General features: G+C 57.8%; 19 protein-coding genes and 1 tRNA gene. 18 read left to right on the plus strand and 2 right to left on the minus strand.

Going from position 1 to position 16,837, the window contains the following annotated elements; genetic code table 11:
* Positions 1-16: 16 nt before the first annotated feature.
* Positions 17-101, minus strand: a tRNA-Leu gene (locus AC07UI_RS07670).
* A 108-nt stretch (positions 102-209) separates the two neighbouring features.
* On the opposite strand from AC07UI_RS07670, the gene queA reads away from it, so the two are divergent.
* The 6 genes from queA to AC07UI_RS07700 all read left to right on the plus strand — a co-directional run bounded on the left by queA (position 210) and on the right by AC07UI_RS07700 (position 6,303).
* Positions 210-1,274: a tRNA preQ1(34) S-adenosylmethionine ribosyltransferase-isomerase QueA gene (queA, locus tag AC07UI_RS07675; RefSeq protein WP_494991915.1), complete on the plus strand. Its 1,065-nt coding sequence runs from the start codon at positions 210-212 to the stop codon at positions 1,272-1,274.
* A 5-nt stretch (positions 1,275-1,279) separates the two neighbouring features.
* Positions 1,280-2,395 (plus strand): tRNA guanosine(34) transglycosylase Tgt, encoded by a 1,116-nt coding sequence (gene tgt / locus AC07UI_RS07680; RefSeq protein ID WP_494992141.1) that lies wholly within the window; start codon positions 1,280-1,282, stop codon positions 2,393-2,395.
* 44 nt (positions 2,396-2,439) lie between these two features.
* Complete coding sequence (gene yajC, locus AC07UI_RS07685; protein ID WP_494991916.1) at positions 2,440-2,778, plus strand: preprotein translocase subunit YajC; 339 nt, start codon at positions 2,440-2,442, stop codon at positions 2,776-2,778.
* A gap of 62 nt (positions 2,779-2,840) precedes the next feature.
* Positions 2,841-4,709: a protein translocase subunit SecD gene (gene secD / locus AC07UI_RS07690; RefSeq protein ID WP_494991917.1), complete on the plus strand. Its 1,869-nt coding sequence runs from the start codon at positions 2,841-2,843 to the stop codon at positions 4,707-4,709.
* Positions 4,710-4,718: 9 nt separating this feature from the next.
* On the plus strand, positions 4,719-5,633 hold the full coding sequence (gene secF, locus AC07UI_RS07695; protein ID WP_494991918.1) for a protein translocase subunit SecF: 915 nt from the start codon (positions 4,719-4,721) through the stop codon (positions 5,631-5,633).
* A gap of 121 nt (positions 5,634-5,754) precedes the next feature.
* Positions 5,755-6,303, plus strand: coding sequence for a glycine zipper 2TM domain-containing protein (locus AC07UI_RS07700; RefSeq protein WP_494991919.1), 549 nt, complete (start codon positions 5,755-5,757; stop codon positions 6,301-6,303).
* 235 nt (positions 6,304-6,538) lie between these two features.
* Here the strand turns inward: AC07UI_RS07700 and suhB are convergent, their stop codons facing one another.
* On the minus strand, positions 6,539-7,354 hold the full coding sequence (gene suhB, locus AC07UI_RS07705; protein ID WP_494991920.1) for a type III secretion system regulator SuhB: 816 nt from the start codon (positions 7,352-7,354) through the stop codon (positions 6,539-6,541).
* A 305-nt stretch (positions 7,355-7,659) separates the two neighbouring features.
* Here suhB and trmJ point away from each other — a divergent pair, with 305 nt between their 5' ends.
* The 12 genes from trmJ (at position 7,660) to rlmN (ending at position 16,833) form a co-directional block, all read left to right on the plus strand.
* Positions 7,660-8,430 carry a tRNA (cytosine(32)/uridine(32)-2'-O)-methyltransferase TrmJ gene (gene trmJ, locus AC07UI_RS07710; protein ID WP_494991921.1) on the plus strand — a complete coding sequence of 257 codons (771 nt, stop codon included), beginning with the start codon at positions 7,660-7,662 and terminating at the stop codon, positions 8,428-8,430.
* Positions 8,431-8,432: 2 nt separating this feature from the next.
* Positions 8,433-9,209 carry a serine O-acetyltransferase gene (cysE, locus tag AC07UI_RS07715; protein ID WP_494991922.1) on the plus strand — a complete coding sequence of 259 codons (777 nt, stop codon included), beginning with the start codon at positions 8,433-8,435 and terminating at the stop codon, positions 9,207-9,209.
* 310 nt (positions 9,210-9,519) lie between these two features.
* The gene (gene iscR, locus AC07UI_RS07720; RefSeq protein WP_494991923.1) at positions 9,520-10,011 is read left to right on the plus strand and encodes a Fe-S cluster assembly transcriptional regulator IscR; all 492 of its coding nucleotides are present in this window, start codon (positions 9,520-9,522) and stop codon (positions 10,009-10,011) included.
* A 50-nt stretch (positions 10,012-10,061) separates the two neighbouring features.
* Positions 10,062-11,276, plus strand: a complete 1,215-nt coding sequence (locus tag AC07UI_RS07725; RefSeq protein WP_494991924.1) for an IscS subfamily cysteine desulfurase — start codon at positions 10,062-10,064, stop codon at positions 11,274-11,276.
* Positions 11,277-11,372: 96 nt separating this feature from the next.
* On the plus strand, positions 11,373-11,759 hold the full coding sequence (iscU, locus tag AC07UI_RS07730; RefSeq protein WP_003443374.1) for a Fe-S cluster assembly scaffold IscU: 387 nt from the start codon (positions 11,373-11,375) through the stop codon (positions 11,757-11,759).
* A 53-nt stretch (positions 11,760-11,812) separates the two neighbouring features.
* Entirely contained in the window at positions 11,813-12,136 is a 324-nt protein-coding gene (gene iscA / locus AC07UI_RS07735; protein ID WP_494991925.1) for an iron-sulfur cluster assembly protein IscA, read from the plus strand.
* A gap of 8 nt (positions 12,137-12,144) precedes the next feature.
* Positions 12,145-12,666 (plus strand): co-chaperone HscB, encoded by a 522-nt coding sequence (hscB, locus tag AC07UI_RS07740; protein WP_494991926.1) that lies wholly within the window; start codon positions 12,145-12,147, stop codon positions 12,664-12,666.
* A 51-nt stretch (positions 12,667-12,717) separates the two neighbouring features.
* Positions 12,718-14,580, plus strand: a complete 1,863-nt coding sequence (gene hscA / locus AC07UI_RS07745) for a Fe-S protein assembly chaperone HscA (RefSeq protein ID WP_494991927.1) — start codon at positions 12,718-12,720, stop codon at positions 14,578-14,580.
* Between the two features lie 3 nt (positions 14,581-14,583).
* Positions 14,584-14,925, plus strand: a complete 342-nt coding sequence (gene fdx, locus AC07UI_RS07750; RefSeq protein ID WP_494991928.1) for an ISC system 2Fe-2S type ferredoxin — start codon at positions 14,584-14,586, stop codon at positions 14,923-14,925.
* 14 nt (positions 14,926-14,939) lie between these two features.
* Positions 14,940-15,140, plus strand: a complete 201-nt coding sequence (gene iscX / locus AC07UI_RS07755) for a Fe-S cluster assembly protein IscX (protein ID WP_419118411.1) — start codon at positions 14,940-14,942, stop codon at positions 15,138-15,140.
* A gap of 90 nt (positions 15,141-15,230) precedes the next feature.
* Positions 15,231-15,656 (plus strand): nucleoside-diphosphate kinase, encoded by a 426-nt coding sequence (ndk, locus tag AC07UI_RS07760; protein WP_347901853.1) that lies wholly within the window; start codon positions 15,231-15,233, stop codon positions 15,654-15,656.
* 28 nt (positions 15,657-15,684) lie between these two features.
* The gene (rlmN, locus tag AC07UI_RS07765; RefSeq protein WP_494991929.1) at positions 15,685-16,833 is read left to right on the plus strand and encodes a dual-specificity RNA methyltransferase RlmN; all 1,149 of its coding nucleotides are present in this window, start codon (positions 15,685-15,687) and stop codon (positions 16,831-16,833) included.
* The last annotated feature ends 4 nt before the right edge of the window (positions 16,834-16,837 follow it).

Here is a 16,837-nt window from a genome sequence, read left to right on the forward strand (position 1 = left end):
AGACCTTTCTTAATTTTGGTGCCCCGAGGGAGACTCGAACTCCCACTCCTTTCGAAAACGGATTTTGAATCCGCCGCGTCTACCAATTCCGCCATCAGGGCTCAATGGCGGCGAAGTATAGAGAGGTGATTACCGTTGGTCAATCACGTTTCGTGGTGAATTTTTACTATTTCCGCTAAACTTTCCGGCCCTGCTAGACGAACCCCATCATGCGCGTTGCTGACTTTACCTTCGAGCTCCCTGATTCCTTGATTGCTCGCCATCCTTTGGCCGAGCGTCGTGGTAGTCGCCTGTTGACCCTGGATGGGGTCAGCGGCGCCCTCGCACACCGTCAATTCACTGATTTGCTTGAGCATTTGCGCCCGGGCGATTTGATGGTGTTCAACAATACCCGGGTGATTCCGGCGCGGCTGTTTGGCCAGAAAGCTTCCGGCGGCAAGCTGGAAATTCTGGTCGAGCGGGTGCTCGACAGTCATCGCGTGCTGGCCCATGTGCGCTCCAGCAAGTCGCCCAAGCCAGGTTCCAGGATCCTTATCGACGGTGGTGGCGAAGCCGAGATGCTGGCGCGCCATGACGCGCTGTTCGAGCTGGGGTTTGCCGAGGAAGTGCTGCCGCTGCTCGATCGCGTCGGGCACATGCCGTTGCCTCCTTATATAGACCGCCCGGATGAAGGCTCGGACCGCGAGCGTTATCAGACGGTTTACGCCGAGCGCCTGGGCGCGGTGGCAGCGCCGACGGCGGGGTTGCATTTTGATCAGCCGCTGCTGGAGGCAATTGCCGCCAAGGGCGTCGAGACCGCGTTCGTGACCCTGCACGTCGGTGCCGGGACCTTTCAGCCGGTGCGCGTGGAGCGTATCGAAGATCACCACATGCACAAAGAATGGCTGGAAGTCGGTCAGGATGTGGTGGATGCAGTCGCCGCTTGCCGTGCCCGTGGCGGGCGGGTGATTGCGGTTGGCACCACCAGCGTGCGTTCGCTGGAAAGTGCTGCCCGCGATGGTGTGCTCAAGCCGTTCAGTGGCGACACCGATATCTTTATCTACCCGGGCCGGCCGTTCCATGTGGTCGATGCCCTGGTGACCAACTTCCATTTGCCCGAATCCACATTGTTGATGCTGGTTTCGGCGTTCGCCGGTTATCCCGAAACCATGGCTGCCTATGCAGCGGCCGTCGAACATGGGTACCGCTTTTTCAGCTACGGTGATGCGATGTTCATTACCCGTAACCCTGCGCCAACTGCCCCCAAGGGTTTGGCCCCTGAGGATCAAGCATGAGTCGTATGTCTTTTGAGTTGCTCGCCACTGATGGCAAGGCTCGTCGTGGTCGTCTGACCTTTCCCCGCGGTACCGTTGAAACCCCAGCGTTCATGCCGGTCGGCACTTACGGCACGGTCAAGGGCATGCTGCCGCGGGATATCTCCGCTACCGGTGCTGAAATCATCCTTGGCAACACTTTTCACCTGTGGCTGCGCCCTGGCACTGAAGTGATCAAGAAGCACGGCGACCTGCATGACTTCATGCAGTGGAAAGGCCCGATTCTGACCGACTCCGGTGGTTTCCAGGTGTTCAGCCTGGGCGCCATGCGCAAGATCAAGGAGGAGGGCGTGACCTTCGCCTCGCCGGTCGATGGCGCGAAAGTGTTCATGGGTCCGGAAGAGTCGATGCAGGTTCAGCGCGATCTGGGCTCGGACATCGTAATGATTTTCGACGAATGCACGCCGTATCCGGCCGATGAAGACGTTGCTCGGGTGTCCATGGAGCTGTCGTTGCGCTGGGCTCAGCGTTCGAAGAATGCCCATGCCGACAATACCGCTGCACTGTTCGGTATCGTTCAGGGCGGTATGCACCAGGACCTGCGCATGCGCTCCCTGGAAGGCCTGGACAAGATCGGCTTCGATGGCCTGGCCATTGGCGGTTTGTCGGTGGGCGAGCCCAAGCACGAAATGATCAAGGTGCTGGATTACCTGCCAGGCCTGATGCCCGCAGACAAACCTCGTTACCTTATGGGTGTTGGCAAGCCGGAAGATCTGGTTGAGGGTGTGCGCCGCGGTGTGGACATGTTCGATTGCGTGATGCCAACCCGCAATGCCCGCAATGGGCATCTGTTCATTGATACTGGCGTGCTGAAGATCCGCAACGCGTTCCATCGTCATGATGATTCGCCGCTGGATCCGACCTGTGATTGCTATACCTGCCAGAACTTCTCCCGCGCTTACCTGCATCATCTGGACAAGTGCGGCGAAATGCTGGGTAGCATGTTGAATACGATCCACAATTTGCGCCATTACCAGGTGCTTATGGCTGGTTTGCGCGAGTCTATTCAACAGGGTACATTGGCCGCCTTTGTTGATGCCTTCTATGCCAAGCGCGGGTTACCTGTTCCGCCTCTGGACTGAGTTTTAAAACGTTTAAGACCCTAATTTTGCAACTGGAGTGCTAAATGAGCTTTTTTATCTCTAATGCGATGGCTGACGCCGCTGCACCTGCTGCCGGCCCTATGGGTGGCGACTTTACGACGGGGATTTTCCTGGTCGGCTTCCTGGTCATCTTCTATCTGATGATCTGGCGTCCACAGGCCAAGCGCGCCAAAGAGCAGAAGAACCTGCTCGGTAACTTGCAAAAAGGTGACGAAGTTGTGACCTCTGGCGGTATCGCCGGCAAGATCACCAAAGTAGCTGATGATTTCGTTGTTCTCGAAGTTTCCGACTCGGTAGAGTTGAAGTTCCAGAAAGGCGCTATCGCTGCCACGCTGCCAAAAGGCACGCTGAAAGCGATCTAAGTTTCATCTTTTACCAATCGACGGGGCGCGCAAGGCGCCCCGCGTCATAAGCGGGCGGCGTGATGCTGAACAAATACCCTCTGTGGAAATACATACTGATCCTGGCGGTGCTGGCGATCGGCTCTATTTATTCCGCTCCCAATTTATATCCTGACGATCCGGCCATTCAGGTCAGTGGCGCAAGTACTGCGCTGCAGGTCAATCAGGCCGATCTGGATCGCGTAAGCAAAGCGCTTGCCGATGCCGGGATCACTGTAAAGGCCTCCTCCCTGGCCGCGAACGGCAAGGGCGGCCTGTTGCGTCTGAACAGGCAGGAAGATCAGCTTCCAGCCAAAGACATCGTGCGCAAGGCGTTGGGTGATGACTATGTCGTTGCACTGAACCTGGCACAGACCACGCCAAAATGGCTGCGCAGCCTTGGCGCGCACCCGATGAAGCTGGGTCTTGACTTGTCTGGTGGTGTGCACTTCCTGCTGGAAGTGGACATGGAAAAAGCCCTCGATGCACGCCTGAAAGTCTACGAAGGCGACGTCAAGAGCCTGCTGCGTAAAGAGCGTGTGCGCTATCGCAGTCTGCCGCAACTCGGCGGTGCCATTCAGCTGGGCTTCAGTGATGATGCTTCCCGCGAAGAGGCCCGTGCACTGGTTCGCAAGAATTTCAAAGATTTCGACATTGTTCCAGCCGACCTCAATGGTCAGCCGGTGCTGCGTCTGGCGATGACCCCGGCCAAGCTGGCGGAAATCCGTGAATACTCCATCAAGCAGAACTTGACCACGGTACGTAACCGCGTCAACGAGCTGGGTGTTGCCGAGCCTATCGTTCAGCGCCAGGGGCCTAACCGTATCGTGGTTGAGCTGCCGGGCGTGCAGGATACTGCCGAAGCCAAGCGAATCCTCGGCAAGACGGCCAACCTTGAGTTCCGTCTGGCGGCTGAGCCTGGCGCTTCGAAAGCCACTTCCGAGGAGTTCGAGTTCCGTGAAGGCAAGCGTCCTCCAGCGCTGATCGAGCGTGGCCTGATCATCACTGGTGACCAGGTGACTGACGCCAAGGCGGGCTTCGGCGAGCATGGCACACCAGAAGTGAACATCCGTCTGGATGGCCACGGCGGCGAGCTGATGAGTCGTGCGACTCGCAGCAACGTCGGTCGCAGCATGGCGGTGATCTTCATCGAACAGCGTCCGGTCACCACTTATGTCAAGCAAGTGGTCAACGGCGTCGAGAAAGACGTGCCGGTTCAGACGTTTAAAGAAGAGAAGAAGATCATCAGCCTGGCGACCATCCAGTCGCCACTGGGTGCGCAGTTCCGCATCACTGGCCTGAACGGTCAGGGCGAGTCTTCCGAGCTGGCACTGTTGCTGCGTGCCGGTGGTCTGGCGGCGCCGATGTACTTCGCTGAAGAACGCACTATCGGTCCGAGCCTGGGTGCTGACAACATCACCAAAGGTATCGATGCATCCCTGTGGGGCATGCTGTTCGTTTCGCTGTTCATCATGGCTATTTACCGCTTCTTCGGCGTCATTGCCACGGTCGCACTGGCGGTGAACATGGTGATGCTGCTGGCCTTGATGTCGCTGCTGGGGGCAACGCTGACCCTGCCGGGCATCGCCGGTATCGTATTGACCATGGGTATGGCGGTCGACGCCAACGTTCTGATCTTCTCGCGGATACGTGAAGAGATCGCGGCCGGCATGACCGTGCAACGGGCAATCAACGAAGGCTTCGGCCGGGCATTCACCGCGATTCTCGACGCCAACCTGACAACACTGTTGGTCGGCGGGATTCTCTTTGCCATGGGTACCGGCCCGGTCAAGGGTTTCGCCGTGACCATGTCCCTCGGGATCTTTACCTCGATGTTCACGGCCATCATGGTGACCCGCGCGATGGTCAACCTGATCTTCGGCGGTCGTGACTTCAAGAAGTTGTGGATTTAAGGGGCTGCCATGTTACGTACAATCAACTTCATGGGCGTTCGCAACTTTGCGTTCGGCGTCACATTGTTCCTTACCGCACTGGCAATGTTCAGTGTCTTTCATAAGGGCATGAACTGGGGCCTGGACTTCACCGGCGGTACGCTCATCGAGCTGACCTACGAGCGTCCGGCCGATGTCACCAAGGTGCGTGAGCAACTGGTTACAGCCGGTTATCACGAAGCCATCGTGCAGAACTTCGGTGCAACCACCGATCTGCTGGTGCGCATGCCTGGCGAAGACCCGCAACTGGGTCACCAGGTGGCTGAAGCGCTGCAGAAAGTCGGCGGCGACAACCCGGCTCAGGTCAAGCGTGTCGAGTTCGTCGGCCCGCAGGTCGGTGAAGAACTGCGCGACCAGGGCGGCCTCGGCATGCTGATGGCGCTGGGCGGTATCCTGATCTACCTGGCTTTCCGCTTTCAGTGGAAGTTCGCGGTCGGTGCCATTGTCTCGCTGATCCACGACGTGATCGTGACCGTGGGCATACTCTCGTTCTTCCAGGTCACCTTCGACCTGACAGTTTTGGCGGCGGTACTGGCGATCATCGGTTACTCGCTCAACGACACCATCGTGGTATTCGACCGGGTTCGTGAGAACTTCCGTGTGCTGCGCAAGGCCAGCCTGATCGAGAACATCAACATCTCGACCACGCAAACCTTGCTGCGGACCATGGCCACGTCGATCTCCACCTTGCTGGCGATCACCGCTCTGCTGTTCTTTGGTGGCGACAACCTGTTCGGCTTCTCCATCGCCCTGTTTATCGGTGTTCTGGCGGGTACTTACTCGTCGATCTACATCGCCAACGTGGTGCTGATCTGGCTGAGCCTGAGCACCGAGGATTTGATTCCTCCGGCTAATACCGAGAAGGAAATCGACGACCGCCCATAAGGGTAATTGTCTCTCTGGCTCCATCCAAAAAGGCGCGAGTATTGAACTCGCGCCTTTTTTTGTGCTCCAAGGCTAGGAGAAGCGCGGGCATGTCCCGCTTGTGATGGTCAGGAGGTTCATGATGAACAAGTCGTTACTGGTTGGTGCGGTACTGGGTGCTGTCGGTGTTACTGCCGGGGGTGCTGTTGCCACCTATAAGCTGGTTAAAAGCGGCCCTGAGTATGCGCAAGTGCTGGCTGTTGAGCCGGTCAAACAACAGATCAAGACTCCACGTGAGGTTTGCAGGGATGTCGCCGTGACCCGGCAGGCGCCAGTGAAGGATCAACACCAGATCCTGGGGACGGTGATCGGTGCTGTCGGCGGTGGTTTGTTGGGCAACATGGTGGGTGGCGGTAATGGCAAGAAGCTCGCCACCGTCGCAGGTGCAGTTGGCGGCGGTTATGCCGGCAACAAGGTCCAGGAAAACATGCAGAACAAGGACACCTACACCACGACTCAGACCCGCTGCAACACGGTCAATGACATCAGCGACAAGGTCGTGGGTTATGACGTGAGGTATTCGTTGAATGGCAAGGAAGGCAAGGTGCGTATGGATCGTGATCCAGGCAACCAGATTCCGGTCAACAAAGACGGTCAGCTGATTCTCGGTCAGAACCAGCCTGCCCAGTAAGCGAATGCGCTGGGGATCTAATGCTCGGGATCTAATAATGTAGGAGCGAGCTTGCTCGCGATATACGTTACCGATAACGCGCGTTTTCTGAATAAACGCGTCGCCTTTGAGTCCATCGTCGGAACGCCGCCCGGAGCAAGCTGGCTCCTGCAGGGGTTGTGGTGTGCAAGTTTAATACCCAAATCCTGGTCATAAAAAAAGCACCCCGAAGGGTGCTTTTTTTTTTGCCTGATGCTTAGCGTTTCAGCGAAGCCGGCAGGTGCGGCTGGATGGCCGTCAGTACAGCCTTGAAGCATTTGGTGTTGCCGGCAACAACGTGGCCTTTTTCAAGGAAGTCGTGACCGCCGGTGAAGTCGCTCACCAGGCCGCCAGCTTCCTGGATCAGCAGGGCGCCTGCAGCCATGTCCCACTCGGACAGGCCTGACTCCCAGAACGCGTCGTAGCGACCGGCGGCAACGTAGGCCAGGTCGAGGCTGGCGGCACCGGCGCGGCGAATGCCGGCGGTCTGGCCAACCAGGCTGCGGAACATGCCCAGGTAGTTGTCGAGGTTGTCCATCTGGTCATCACGGAACGGGAAGCCCGTGCCCAGCAGGGCGCCTTCAAGGCTGGTGCGACCGCTGACACGCAGGCGACGACCGTTGAGCTGAGCGCCGCGACCACGGCTGGCGGTGAATTCTTCCTGGCGAACCGGGTCCAGAACCACTGCGTGTTCCAGGCGGCCACGGTATTTGCAGGCGATGCTGACAGCGAAGTGCGGAACACCGCGCAGGAAGTTGGTGGTGCCGTCCAGTGGGTCGATGATCCACAGGTATTCTTCACCTTCGCCGCTACCGGCGTGCATACCGGTCTCTTCGCCGAGGATGGCGTGAGTCGGGTAAGCCTTGCGCAACGCGTCGATGATCTTCTGCTCGGCAGCGCGATCCACTTCGGACACGTAGTCCTTGGCGTCTTTTTCGTCGACCTTGATGGTATCCAGGCGCTCGATGGAGCGGAAAATCAATTCACTGGCGCTGCGGGCGGCGCGCAGCGCGATATTCAGCATGGGCTGCATGGATGTGTCACCTAAGGTTGTTAAAGAAAGCCGGGCATTCTATCAGAAACTTTCTACAGATGAAGGTCGACGTTCGCTTTCATAGCTTAACGGTGTGTCCCGCCTCGGAAATACGTTCATATTTTGACGAGTGGTCAATGTTGGCAGGCAAGGCGCCGCGCCGACTCATGGCTTGCTATGGGGAGAAGCGGCAACGCAGCATGCCGACATTTAGCGCCGTCAAAAGTGAACAGTTATTTTTGAGGCGGGACACTCTGATGCTCTGTAAGATTTGCTCCCCATTTCCCTGTCAGAGAGCGCCTCCCTTGCTGCAGAACATTCGTGTCGTCCTGGTCAATACCAGCCATCCGGGGAACATCGGAGGGGCTGCGCGTGCCATGAAGAACATGGGGCTGTCGCGGCTGGTGCTGGTCGAACCGCGCTTGTTCCCGCACCACGAGGCTGATGCACGGGCCTCGGGTGCCGGGGACATCCTTGAAAATGCGCAAGTCGTCACCACCTTGGAAGAGGCCTTGGTCGGCTGCAATCTGGTGTTCGGCACCAGCGCCCGTGATCGCCGCATTCCCTGGCCGCTGCTCGATCCGCGTGAGTCTGGTGTGAAGGTGGTCGAAGAAGCGGCGCAGGGCGCCGAGATTGCTCTGGTGTTCGGTCGTGAGGATTCCGGCCTGACCAACGAAGAGCTGCAGCGATGTCATTATCACGTGCATATCCCATCGGACCCTGAGTTCAGCTCGCTGAACCTGGGGGCGGCGGTGCAGGTGCTGAGCTATGAAGTACGCATGTCCTGGCTGGCGGCGCAAGGCCAGCCGAGCAAGCTCGAGAAGGAAGAAGTGGCGTCGACCAAGAGTGGCGAGTTGGCGACCATGGATGAGTTGGAGCGATTCTATGAGCACCTGGAGCAGACCCTGGTGGCCATTGAGTTTCTCGATCCTGAAAAACCGCGACACTTGATGGCGCGCCTGCGTCGGTTGTACGGACGAAGCTCGGTCAGTCGGGCGGAAATGAATATTTTGCGTGGCATCCTCACGGAAACCCAAAAAGCGGCCCGTGGTGAGCTTCTTAAGCGGAAGGATTAATGATGTTCGAGCGTTTGCGTGAAGATATCCAGAGCGTTTTCCACCGTGACCCGGCGGCGCGTAATGCGTTTGAGGTGCTGACCTGCTATCCCGGTATGCATGCGATCTGGATTCACCGCCTGGCATCGGCGTTGTGGGGGATGGGCTGGAAGTGGCTGGCGCGGGTAGTGTCGAACTTCGGTCGCTGGTTGACCGGGATCGAGATCCATCCGGGGGCCAGGGTCGGTCGGCGCTTCTTTATCGACCACGGCATGGGCATTGTGATCGGCGAAACCGCCGAGATCGGCAATGACGTCACGCTTTACCAGGGTGTGACCCTCGGCGGCACCAGCTGGAATAAAGGCAAGCGCCACCCGACGCTGGAAGACGGCGTAGTGGTAGGGGCGGGCGCCAAGGTTCTCGGGCCGTTCACGGTCGGTGCCGGGGCCAAGGTTGGTTCCAATGCGGTGGTGACCAAGGCGGTGCCGGCCGGTGCAACGGTGGTCGGCATACCGGGGCGGATCATCATGAAGTCCGATGACGAGCAGGAAGCCAAGCGCAAGGCGATGGCGGAAAAACTCGGCTTCGATGCTTATGGCGTCAGCGAAGACATGCCGGACCCGATTGCGCGGGCCATTGGTCAGTTGCTCGACCACCTGCAGGCCGTAGACGGTCGTCTCGAAGGCATGTGTGGTGCGCTCAAGGATCTGGGCAGTAATTACTGCGCCAAAGACTTGCCCGAACTGCGCGAAGAAGACTTCGCCTGTGTAAAGAACAAGGATGAAAGCAAGGCCAGTTGACCGCATGGTTTTCTGTAGCAGCTGGCGAAGCCTGCGTTCGAGCGCGAAGCGGTCGTGATTCGGTTGACGCAGTGTATCCGGAAGAATTCGCATACAGGTTTTGCGACCGCTTCGCGCTCGAACGCAGGCTTCGCCAGCTGCTACAGCTAAATGCCGCGTGTCGCTGGCGTGCCATTATGCTGCGGACTTTGCTATCATTCGCGCGCTATTTTTGCGGGTAAACCCGAGTAATTCACTAGGTCTTATAGTTGACTTGAATACTCGGGAATTGCATACTCGCCTCCATTCCGAACCTCCGCGGTACCTGTCCATGAGACTGACTACAAAAGGCCGATACGCCGTAACCGCCATGCTTGACCTGGCGTTGCACGCGCAAAACGGGCCGGTGTCCCTGGCCGATATCTCCGAGCGCCAAGGCATCTCCCTGTCCTACCTCGAGCAACTCTTCGCCAAATTGCGCCGTAGCAATCTGGTGTCCAGTGTTCGTGGTCCCGGTGGTGGCTATCAGCTGTCCCGCGACATGCAGGGAATCCAGGTCGCTCAGGTGATCGATGCGGTGAACGAATCGGTCGATGCAACCCGTTGCCAGGGGCAGGGCGATTGCCATTCCGGCGACACCTGTCTGACCCACCACTTGTGGTGCGATCTGAGCCTGCAGATCCATGAATTTCTGAGCGGTATCAGCTTGGCTGACCTTGTGACTCGCCGTGAGGTGCAAGAAGTAGCCCAGCGTCAGGACCAGCGCCGCTGTAATGGCAAGGCGTCACGTCTGGACAAGATTGAAGCGTCCGCCGTCGAATGACAGCCAAAGAGCTAGCGGCACGCCAGCCAGCCTGATTTAGGAGATAGTCCATGAAATTGCCGATTTACCTTGATTACTCTGCGACCACCCCGGTTGATCCGCGTGTCGCACAAAAGATGAGTGAATGCCTGCTGGTCGACGGAAACTTCGGTAACCCGGCGTCCCGTTCCCACGTATTCGGCTGGAAAGCCGAGGAGTCCGTGGAAAACGCTCGTCGTCAGGTCGCAGACCTGGTCAACGCCGACCCACGTGAAATCGTCTGGACCTCCGGTGCCACCGAGTCCGACAACCTGGCAATCAAGGGTGTCGCGCATTTCTATGCCACTAAAGGCAAGCACCTGATCACCACCAAGATCGAACACAAGGCTGTCCTCGACACCATGCGCCAACTGGAGCGTGAAGGTTTCGAAGTGACCTACATCGAGCCTCGTGAAGATGGTCTGGTGACTCCGGAAATGGTTGAAGCTGCACTGCGTGAGGACACCATCCTGGTGTCGGTCATGCACGTGAACAACGAAATTGGCACTATCAACGACATCGCAGCCATCGGCGAACTGACCCGTTCCAAAGGGATCCTGTTCCACGTCGACGCTGCGCAGTCCACCGGCAAGGTCGAGATCGACCTGTCGAAGCTTAAAGTCGACCTGATGTCCTTCTCTGCCCACAAAACCTACGGCCCTAAAGGCATTGGCGCACTGTACGTGAGCCGCAAGCCGCGTGTTCGCATCGAAGCGACCATGCACGGCGGCGGTCACGAGCGTGGCATGCGTTCCGGCACTCTGGCGACTCACCAGATTGTTGGCATGGGCGAAGCGTTCCGCGTAGCCAAGGAAGACATGGCTGCCGAAAACGTACGAATCAAAGCCCTGAGCGACCGTTTCTTCAAGCAGGTCGAAGAGCTGGAAGAGCTGTACATCAATGGCAGCATGACTTCCCGTGTACCGCACAACCTGAACCTGAGCTTCAACTACGTTGAAGGCGAGTCGCTGATCATGGCACTCAAGGATCTGGCGGTTTCCTCCGGTTCGGCCTGCACCTCGGCGTCCCTCGAGCCTTCGTACGTTCTGCGCGCCCTGGGCCGCAACGACGAACTGGCGCACAGCTCGATCCGTTTCACCTTCGGCCGTTTCACCACCGAAGAAGAAATCGACTACGCCGCGAAGAAAGTTTGTGAGGCCGTTACCAAGTTGCGCGCTCTGTCGCCGCTGTGGGACATGTACAAAGATGGCGTCGACATTTCGAAAATCGAGTGGGCGGCACACTGAATATAAGTCGCCGCAAAAGGGCTCTGTAAACCTGTCGAATACTGCGTTTTTACAGAGCCTCAAGAGCGACTCTCTGATGAGTGAGGATTAAGAATCATGGCTTACAGCGAAAAGGTCATCGACCACTACGAAAACCCGCGCAACGTCGGCAAGATGGACGCAGAAGATCCTGATGTCGGCACCGGCATGGTTGGCGCTCCAGCATGCGGCGACGTAATGCGCCTGCAAATCAAGGTCAACGAACAAGGCATCATCGAAGACGCCAAGTTCAAGACTTATGGTTGCGGTTCGGCCATTGCCTCAAGCTCCCTGGCGACCGAGTGGATGAAAGGCAAGACTCTGGACGAAGCAGAGACCATCAAGAACACTCAGCTGGCTGAAGAACTGGCCTTGCCGCCGGTAAAAATTCACTGCTCCGTACTCGCTGAAGACGCCATCAAGGCTGCCGTTCGTGATTACAAGCAGAAGAAAGGCTTGATCTGAGTTTTTTCCGGGGATCAGTTTTCAAAGATCCTGGTATCAAGTAAGGAGTCCCGATGGCTATCAGCATGACAGAAGCGGCTGCTCAACACGTACGACGCTCCCTTGAAGGGCGCGGCAAGGGTGATGGGATTCGTCTGGGTGTTCGCACCACGGGCTGTTCCGGCCTTGCCTATGTGCTGGAGTTTGTCGATAAGGCGGACGCCGAAGATCAGGTATTCGAAAGTCACGGCGTTAAAGTGATCATCGACGCGAAAAGCCTGGTTTACCTGGATGGCACCGAGCTCGATTTCGTCAAGGAAGGATTGAACGAAGGCTTCAAGTTCAATAACCCCAACGTGCGCGGTGAATGTGGCTGCGGCGAAAGCTTCAACATCTGAGGCTGGTCGTGGGTACTCTTTGTCATTTCGCTTTATTTGAACTGCAGCCGAGTTTCCGTCTGGATCTCGACCAGTTGGCTACGCGCTACCGTGAGTTGGCGCGCGGCGTTCATCCGGACCGCTTCGCTGACGCTTCCGAGCGTGAGCAACGGCTGGCGCTAGAGCAATCCGCGAGCCTCAATGAGGCTTACCAGACGCTCAAGAATCCCCCGAAACGCGCGCGATACCTGCTCGCCATGGGTGGTCGTGAGCTACCGCTGGAGGTCACGGTGCATGATCCCGAGTTTCTTCTGCAGCAGATGCAATGGCGCGAAGAGCTCGAAGATCTGCAAGACAGTGCCGATCTGGCCGGGATTGCGGTATTCAAGCGTCGCTTGAAAGTTGCTCAGGATGAACTGAACGAAAGCTTCGCGGCTTGCTGGAATGTTGCAGTGCAGCGTGAACAGGCCGAACGCCTGATGCGGCGCATGCAATTCCTCGACAAGCTCACCTACGAAGTGCGCCAGTTAGAAGAGCGCCTCGACGATTAACCCAGTGCCGCCTCGGTCGCACGCCTGATATACAGATAAGTCCAGATAAGCATGGCCCTACTGCAGATCGCCGAACCCGGCCAAAGTCCCCAACCGCACCAGCGTCGTCTGGCTGTGGGTATCGACTTGGGCACTACCAATTCGCTGGTCGCTGCATTGCGCAGTGGTCTTTCCGAACCTCTGGCCGACGCTGACGGGCAGGTCATAATGCCGTCTGCCGTTCGCTATCACGCCGATCGCATTGAAGTGGGCATGGCGGCCAAACTGGCTGCTGCAAGTGACCCGTTCAATACCGTGTTGTCGGTCAAGCGCTTGATGGGTCGTGGTCTGTCCGACGTCAAGCTGTTGGGCGAACAATTGCCGTACCGCTTTGTCGATGGCGAATCGCATATGCCGTTCATCGACACGGTGCAAGGGCCGAAAAGCCCGGTCGAAGTCTCCGCCGATATCCTCAAGGTGCTGCGTCAGCGTGCCGAATTGGCTCTGGGCGGCGAGCTGGTGGGCGCGGTGATTACCGTTCCGGCCTATTTCGACGATGCCCAGCGTCAGGCAACCAAGGATGCGGCCAAACTGGCCGGTCTGAATGTCCTGCGTCTGCTCAACGAGCCTACCGCTGCGGCGGTGGCTTATGGTCTGGATCAGCACGCCGAAGGCGTTGTTGCGATCTATGACCTGGGCGGCGGTACCTTCGATATTTCGATATTGCGTCTGACTGGCGGTGTTTTCGAAGTGCTGGCCACTGGCGGCGACAGCGCCCTGGGTGGCGATGACTTCGATCACGCGATCGCCGGCTGGATTATTGGGCAGGCCGGCTTGTCCGCCGACCTCGATCCAGGTGCTCAGCGCAACCTGTTGCAAACCGCTTGTGCCGCCAAGGAAAAGCTGACGGAATCTGATTCGGTCGAAGTCGTCTACGGCGACTGGCGTGCCGAATTGAGCCGTCAGGCGTTCGATGCGCTGATCGAGCCGATGGTTGCGCAAAGCCTGAAAGCTTGCCGGCGCGCTGTTCGCGATTCGGGTATTGAGCTGGAAGATGTTCAGGCCGTGGTCATGGTCGGTGGTTCTACCCGTGTTCCGCGTATTCGTGATGCGGTGGCCGAGATGTTTGCTCGTCAGCCGTTGACCGAGATCGATCCGGATCAAGTAGTGGCCATTGGCGCCGCGATCCAGGCCGATACCCTGGCCGGCAACAAGCGTGAGGGCGACGAACTGTTGCTGCTTGACGTGATTCCGCTGTCCCTGGGGCTGGAAACCATGGGCGGGTTGATGGAGAAGGTGATTCCACGCAACACCACCATCCCTGTCGCGCGGGCTCAGGACTTCACGACGTACAAAGATGGCCAGTCGGCCATGATGATTCATGTGTTGCAGGGTGAGCGCGAGCTGATCAGCGATTGCCGCTCCCTGGCGCGTTTTGAATTGCGCGGCATTCCGGCCATGGTCGCTGGCGCAGCGAAAATTCGTGTGACCTTCCAGGTCGATGCCGACGGCTTGCTCAGCGTTGCGGCCCGTGAATTGGGTTCGGGCGTTGAAGCCAGTATCCAGGTCAAGCCGTCCTACGGCCTGACTGACGGCGAAATCGCCCGGATGCTCAAGGATTCGTTCCAGTACGCCAACGACGATAAGGTCGCCCGGGTGCTGCGTGAGCAGCAAGTCGATGCCCAGCGCCTGATCGAAGCGGTGCAGGGCGCCCTCGATGTCGACGGCGAGCGCCTGCTCGATGCCGAAGAGCGCATGGTTATCGAATTGCAGATGCAAGAATTGACTGAATTGATGCAAGGCACCGATGGCTATGCCATCGAGCAGCAGACCAAGCGTCTGTCGCAAGTGACCGATGCCTTTGCTGCCCGCCGCCTGGACTCGACGGTGAAAGCCGCTCTGGCGGGGCGCAACCTGAATGAAATCGAGGAATAACTGATGCCGCAGATCATTTTTCTGCCACACGCCGAGCATTGCCCGGACGGTTTGGTTGTAGAGGCTGAGACCGGTCAGTCCATCCTCGAAGTGGCCCATGACAACCATATCGAGATCGAGAGCGCCTGCGGCGGCGTCTGTGCCTGCACCACCTGTCACTGCATCATCCGCGAAGGTTTTGACTCGCTGGAAGAGGCCGATGAGCTGGAAGAGGACTATCTTGATCGGGCCTGGGGTCTGGAAGCGCAGTCGCGTCTGACCTGCCAGGCAATCGTCGGGACTGAAGACCTGACTGTCGAAATTCCGAAATACTCGCTTAACCATGCAGCCGAAGCGCCGCACTGATTCAAGGAACCGTCATGAGTCTTAAATGGGTTGATGTACTGGAAATCGCGATCCAGCTGGCTGAGAGCAAGCCGGATGTTGATCCGCTTTCGGTCAACTTCGTCGATCTGCACCGCTGGGTTCTGGAATTGCCGGATTTCAGTGACGATCCCAAGCATGGCGGCGAGAAAGTGCTCGAGGCCATTCAAGCTGCCTGGATCGAAGAAGCAGACTGAACGCACCCTACGCAGTTAGGCAATCCCTCTAAACCCGCGTATAATTCGCGGGTTTAATTTTTCGCAAATTACCGTTTCTGGAGTTACACCATGGCTGTTCAACGTACTTTCTCCATCATCAAGCCTGACGCAGTTGCAAAAAACGTGACTGGCGAGATCATCACCCGTTTCGAAAAAGCTGGCCTGCGCGTTGTAGCTTCGAAAATGAAGCAACTGTCCAAAGCTGAAGCTGAAGGCTTCTACGCTGAGCACAGCGCTCGTGGTTTCTTCGGCGACCTGGTTGCTTTCATGATCTCCGGTCCGGTTGTCGTTCAGGTTCTGGAAGGCGAAAACGCTATCGCTCTGAACCGTGAGCTGATGGGCGCTACCAACCCTAAAGAAGCTGCTGCCGGCACCATCCGCGCTGACTTCGCTGACTCCATCGACGCCAACGCTGTGCACGGTTCGGACTCCGAAGCCGCTGCTGCTCGCGAAATCTCGTACTTCTTCGCAGCTACTGAAGTAACCACTCGCTAAGCATTGGCTTATGAGTGAAGGTGAATCCATGACTACATCGACTGCAAAAACTAACCTGCTGGGTCTGACTCAGCTGGAAATGGAAAAATTCTTCGACTCAATCGGGGAGAAGCGTTTCCGTGCCGGTCAGGTAATGAAGTGGATTCACCACCTTGGCGTCGATGATTTCGACGCCATGACGAACGTCAGCAAGGCCTTGCGCGACAAGCTCAAGGCTATTGCCGAAGTTCGCGGCCCCGAAGTGGTCAGCGAGGACATCTCCAGCGACGGCACCCGTAAGTGGGTGGTGCGCGTGGCGTCTGGCAGCTGCGTCGAGACCGTGTACATTCCCCAGGGCAAACGCGGCACTCTGTGCGTTTCGTCCCAGGCAGGCTGTGCCCTGGATTGCAGTTTCTGCTCCACCGGCAAGCAAGGTTTCAATAGCAACCTCACCGCCGCCGAAGTTATCGGGCAGGTGTGGATTGCCAATAAATCGTTCGGCAGCATCCCGGCAACCGCCGACCGTGCCATCACCAACGTGGTGATGATGGGCATGGGTGAGCCGCTGCTGAACTTCGACAACGTCGTTGCCGCCATGCACCTGATGATGGACGACCTGGGTTACGGCATCTCCAAGCGCCGTGTGACCCTGTCGACCTCGGGCGTGGTGCCGATGATCGATGAGCTGTCCAAGCACATCGACGTTTCCCTGGCGTTGTCCCTGCACGCACCGAACGATGCGCTGCGTAACCAGTTGGTACCAATCAACAAGAAGTATCCGCTGAAAATGCTCCTCGAGTCCTGCCGCCGCTACATGTCGTCCCTGGGCGAAAAGCGCGTGTTGACCATCGAGTACACCTTGCTCAAGGACATCAATGACAAGGTCGAGCATGCGGTTGAAATGATCGAGTTGCTCAAGGACACGCCTTGCAAGATCAACCTGATCCCGTTCAACCCGTTCCCCCATTCCGGTTACGAGCGGCCGAGCAACAACGCCATCCGTCGTTTCCAGGATCAACTTCATCACGCTGGCTTCAATGTCACCGTGCGTACCACCCGTGGCGAAGACATCGACGCCGCGTGTGGCCAGTTGGTAGGACAGGTGCTGGATCGCACCCGTCGTAGCGAGCGTTATATCGCTGTGCGTGAGTTGAACGCTGAGTCTGATATGCCGCAAAGCGCTACGAATCGTACTTAAGAGA

It is taken from the genome of Pseudomonas sp. GW821-FHT04C07 (assembly GCF_059420325.1).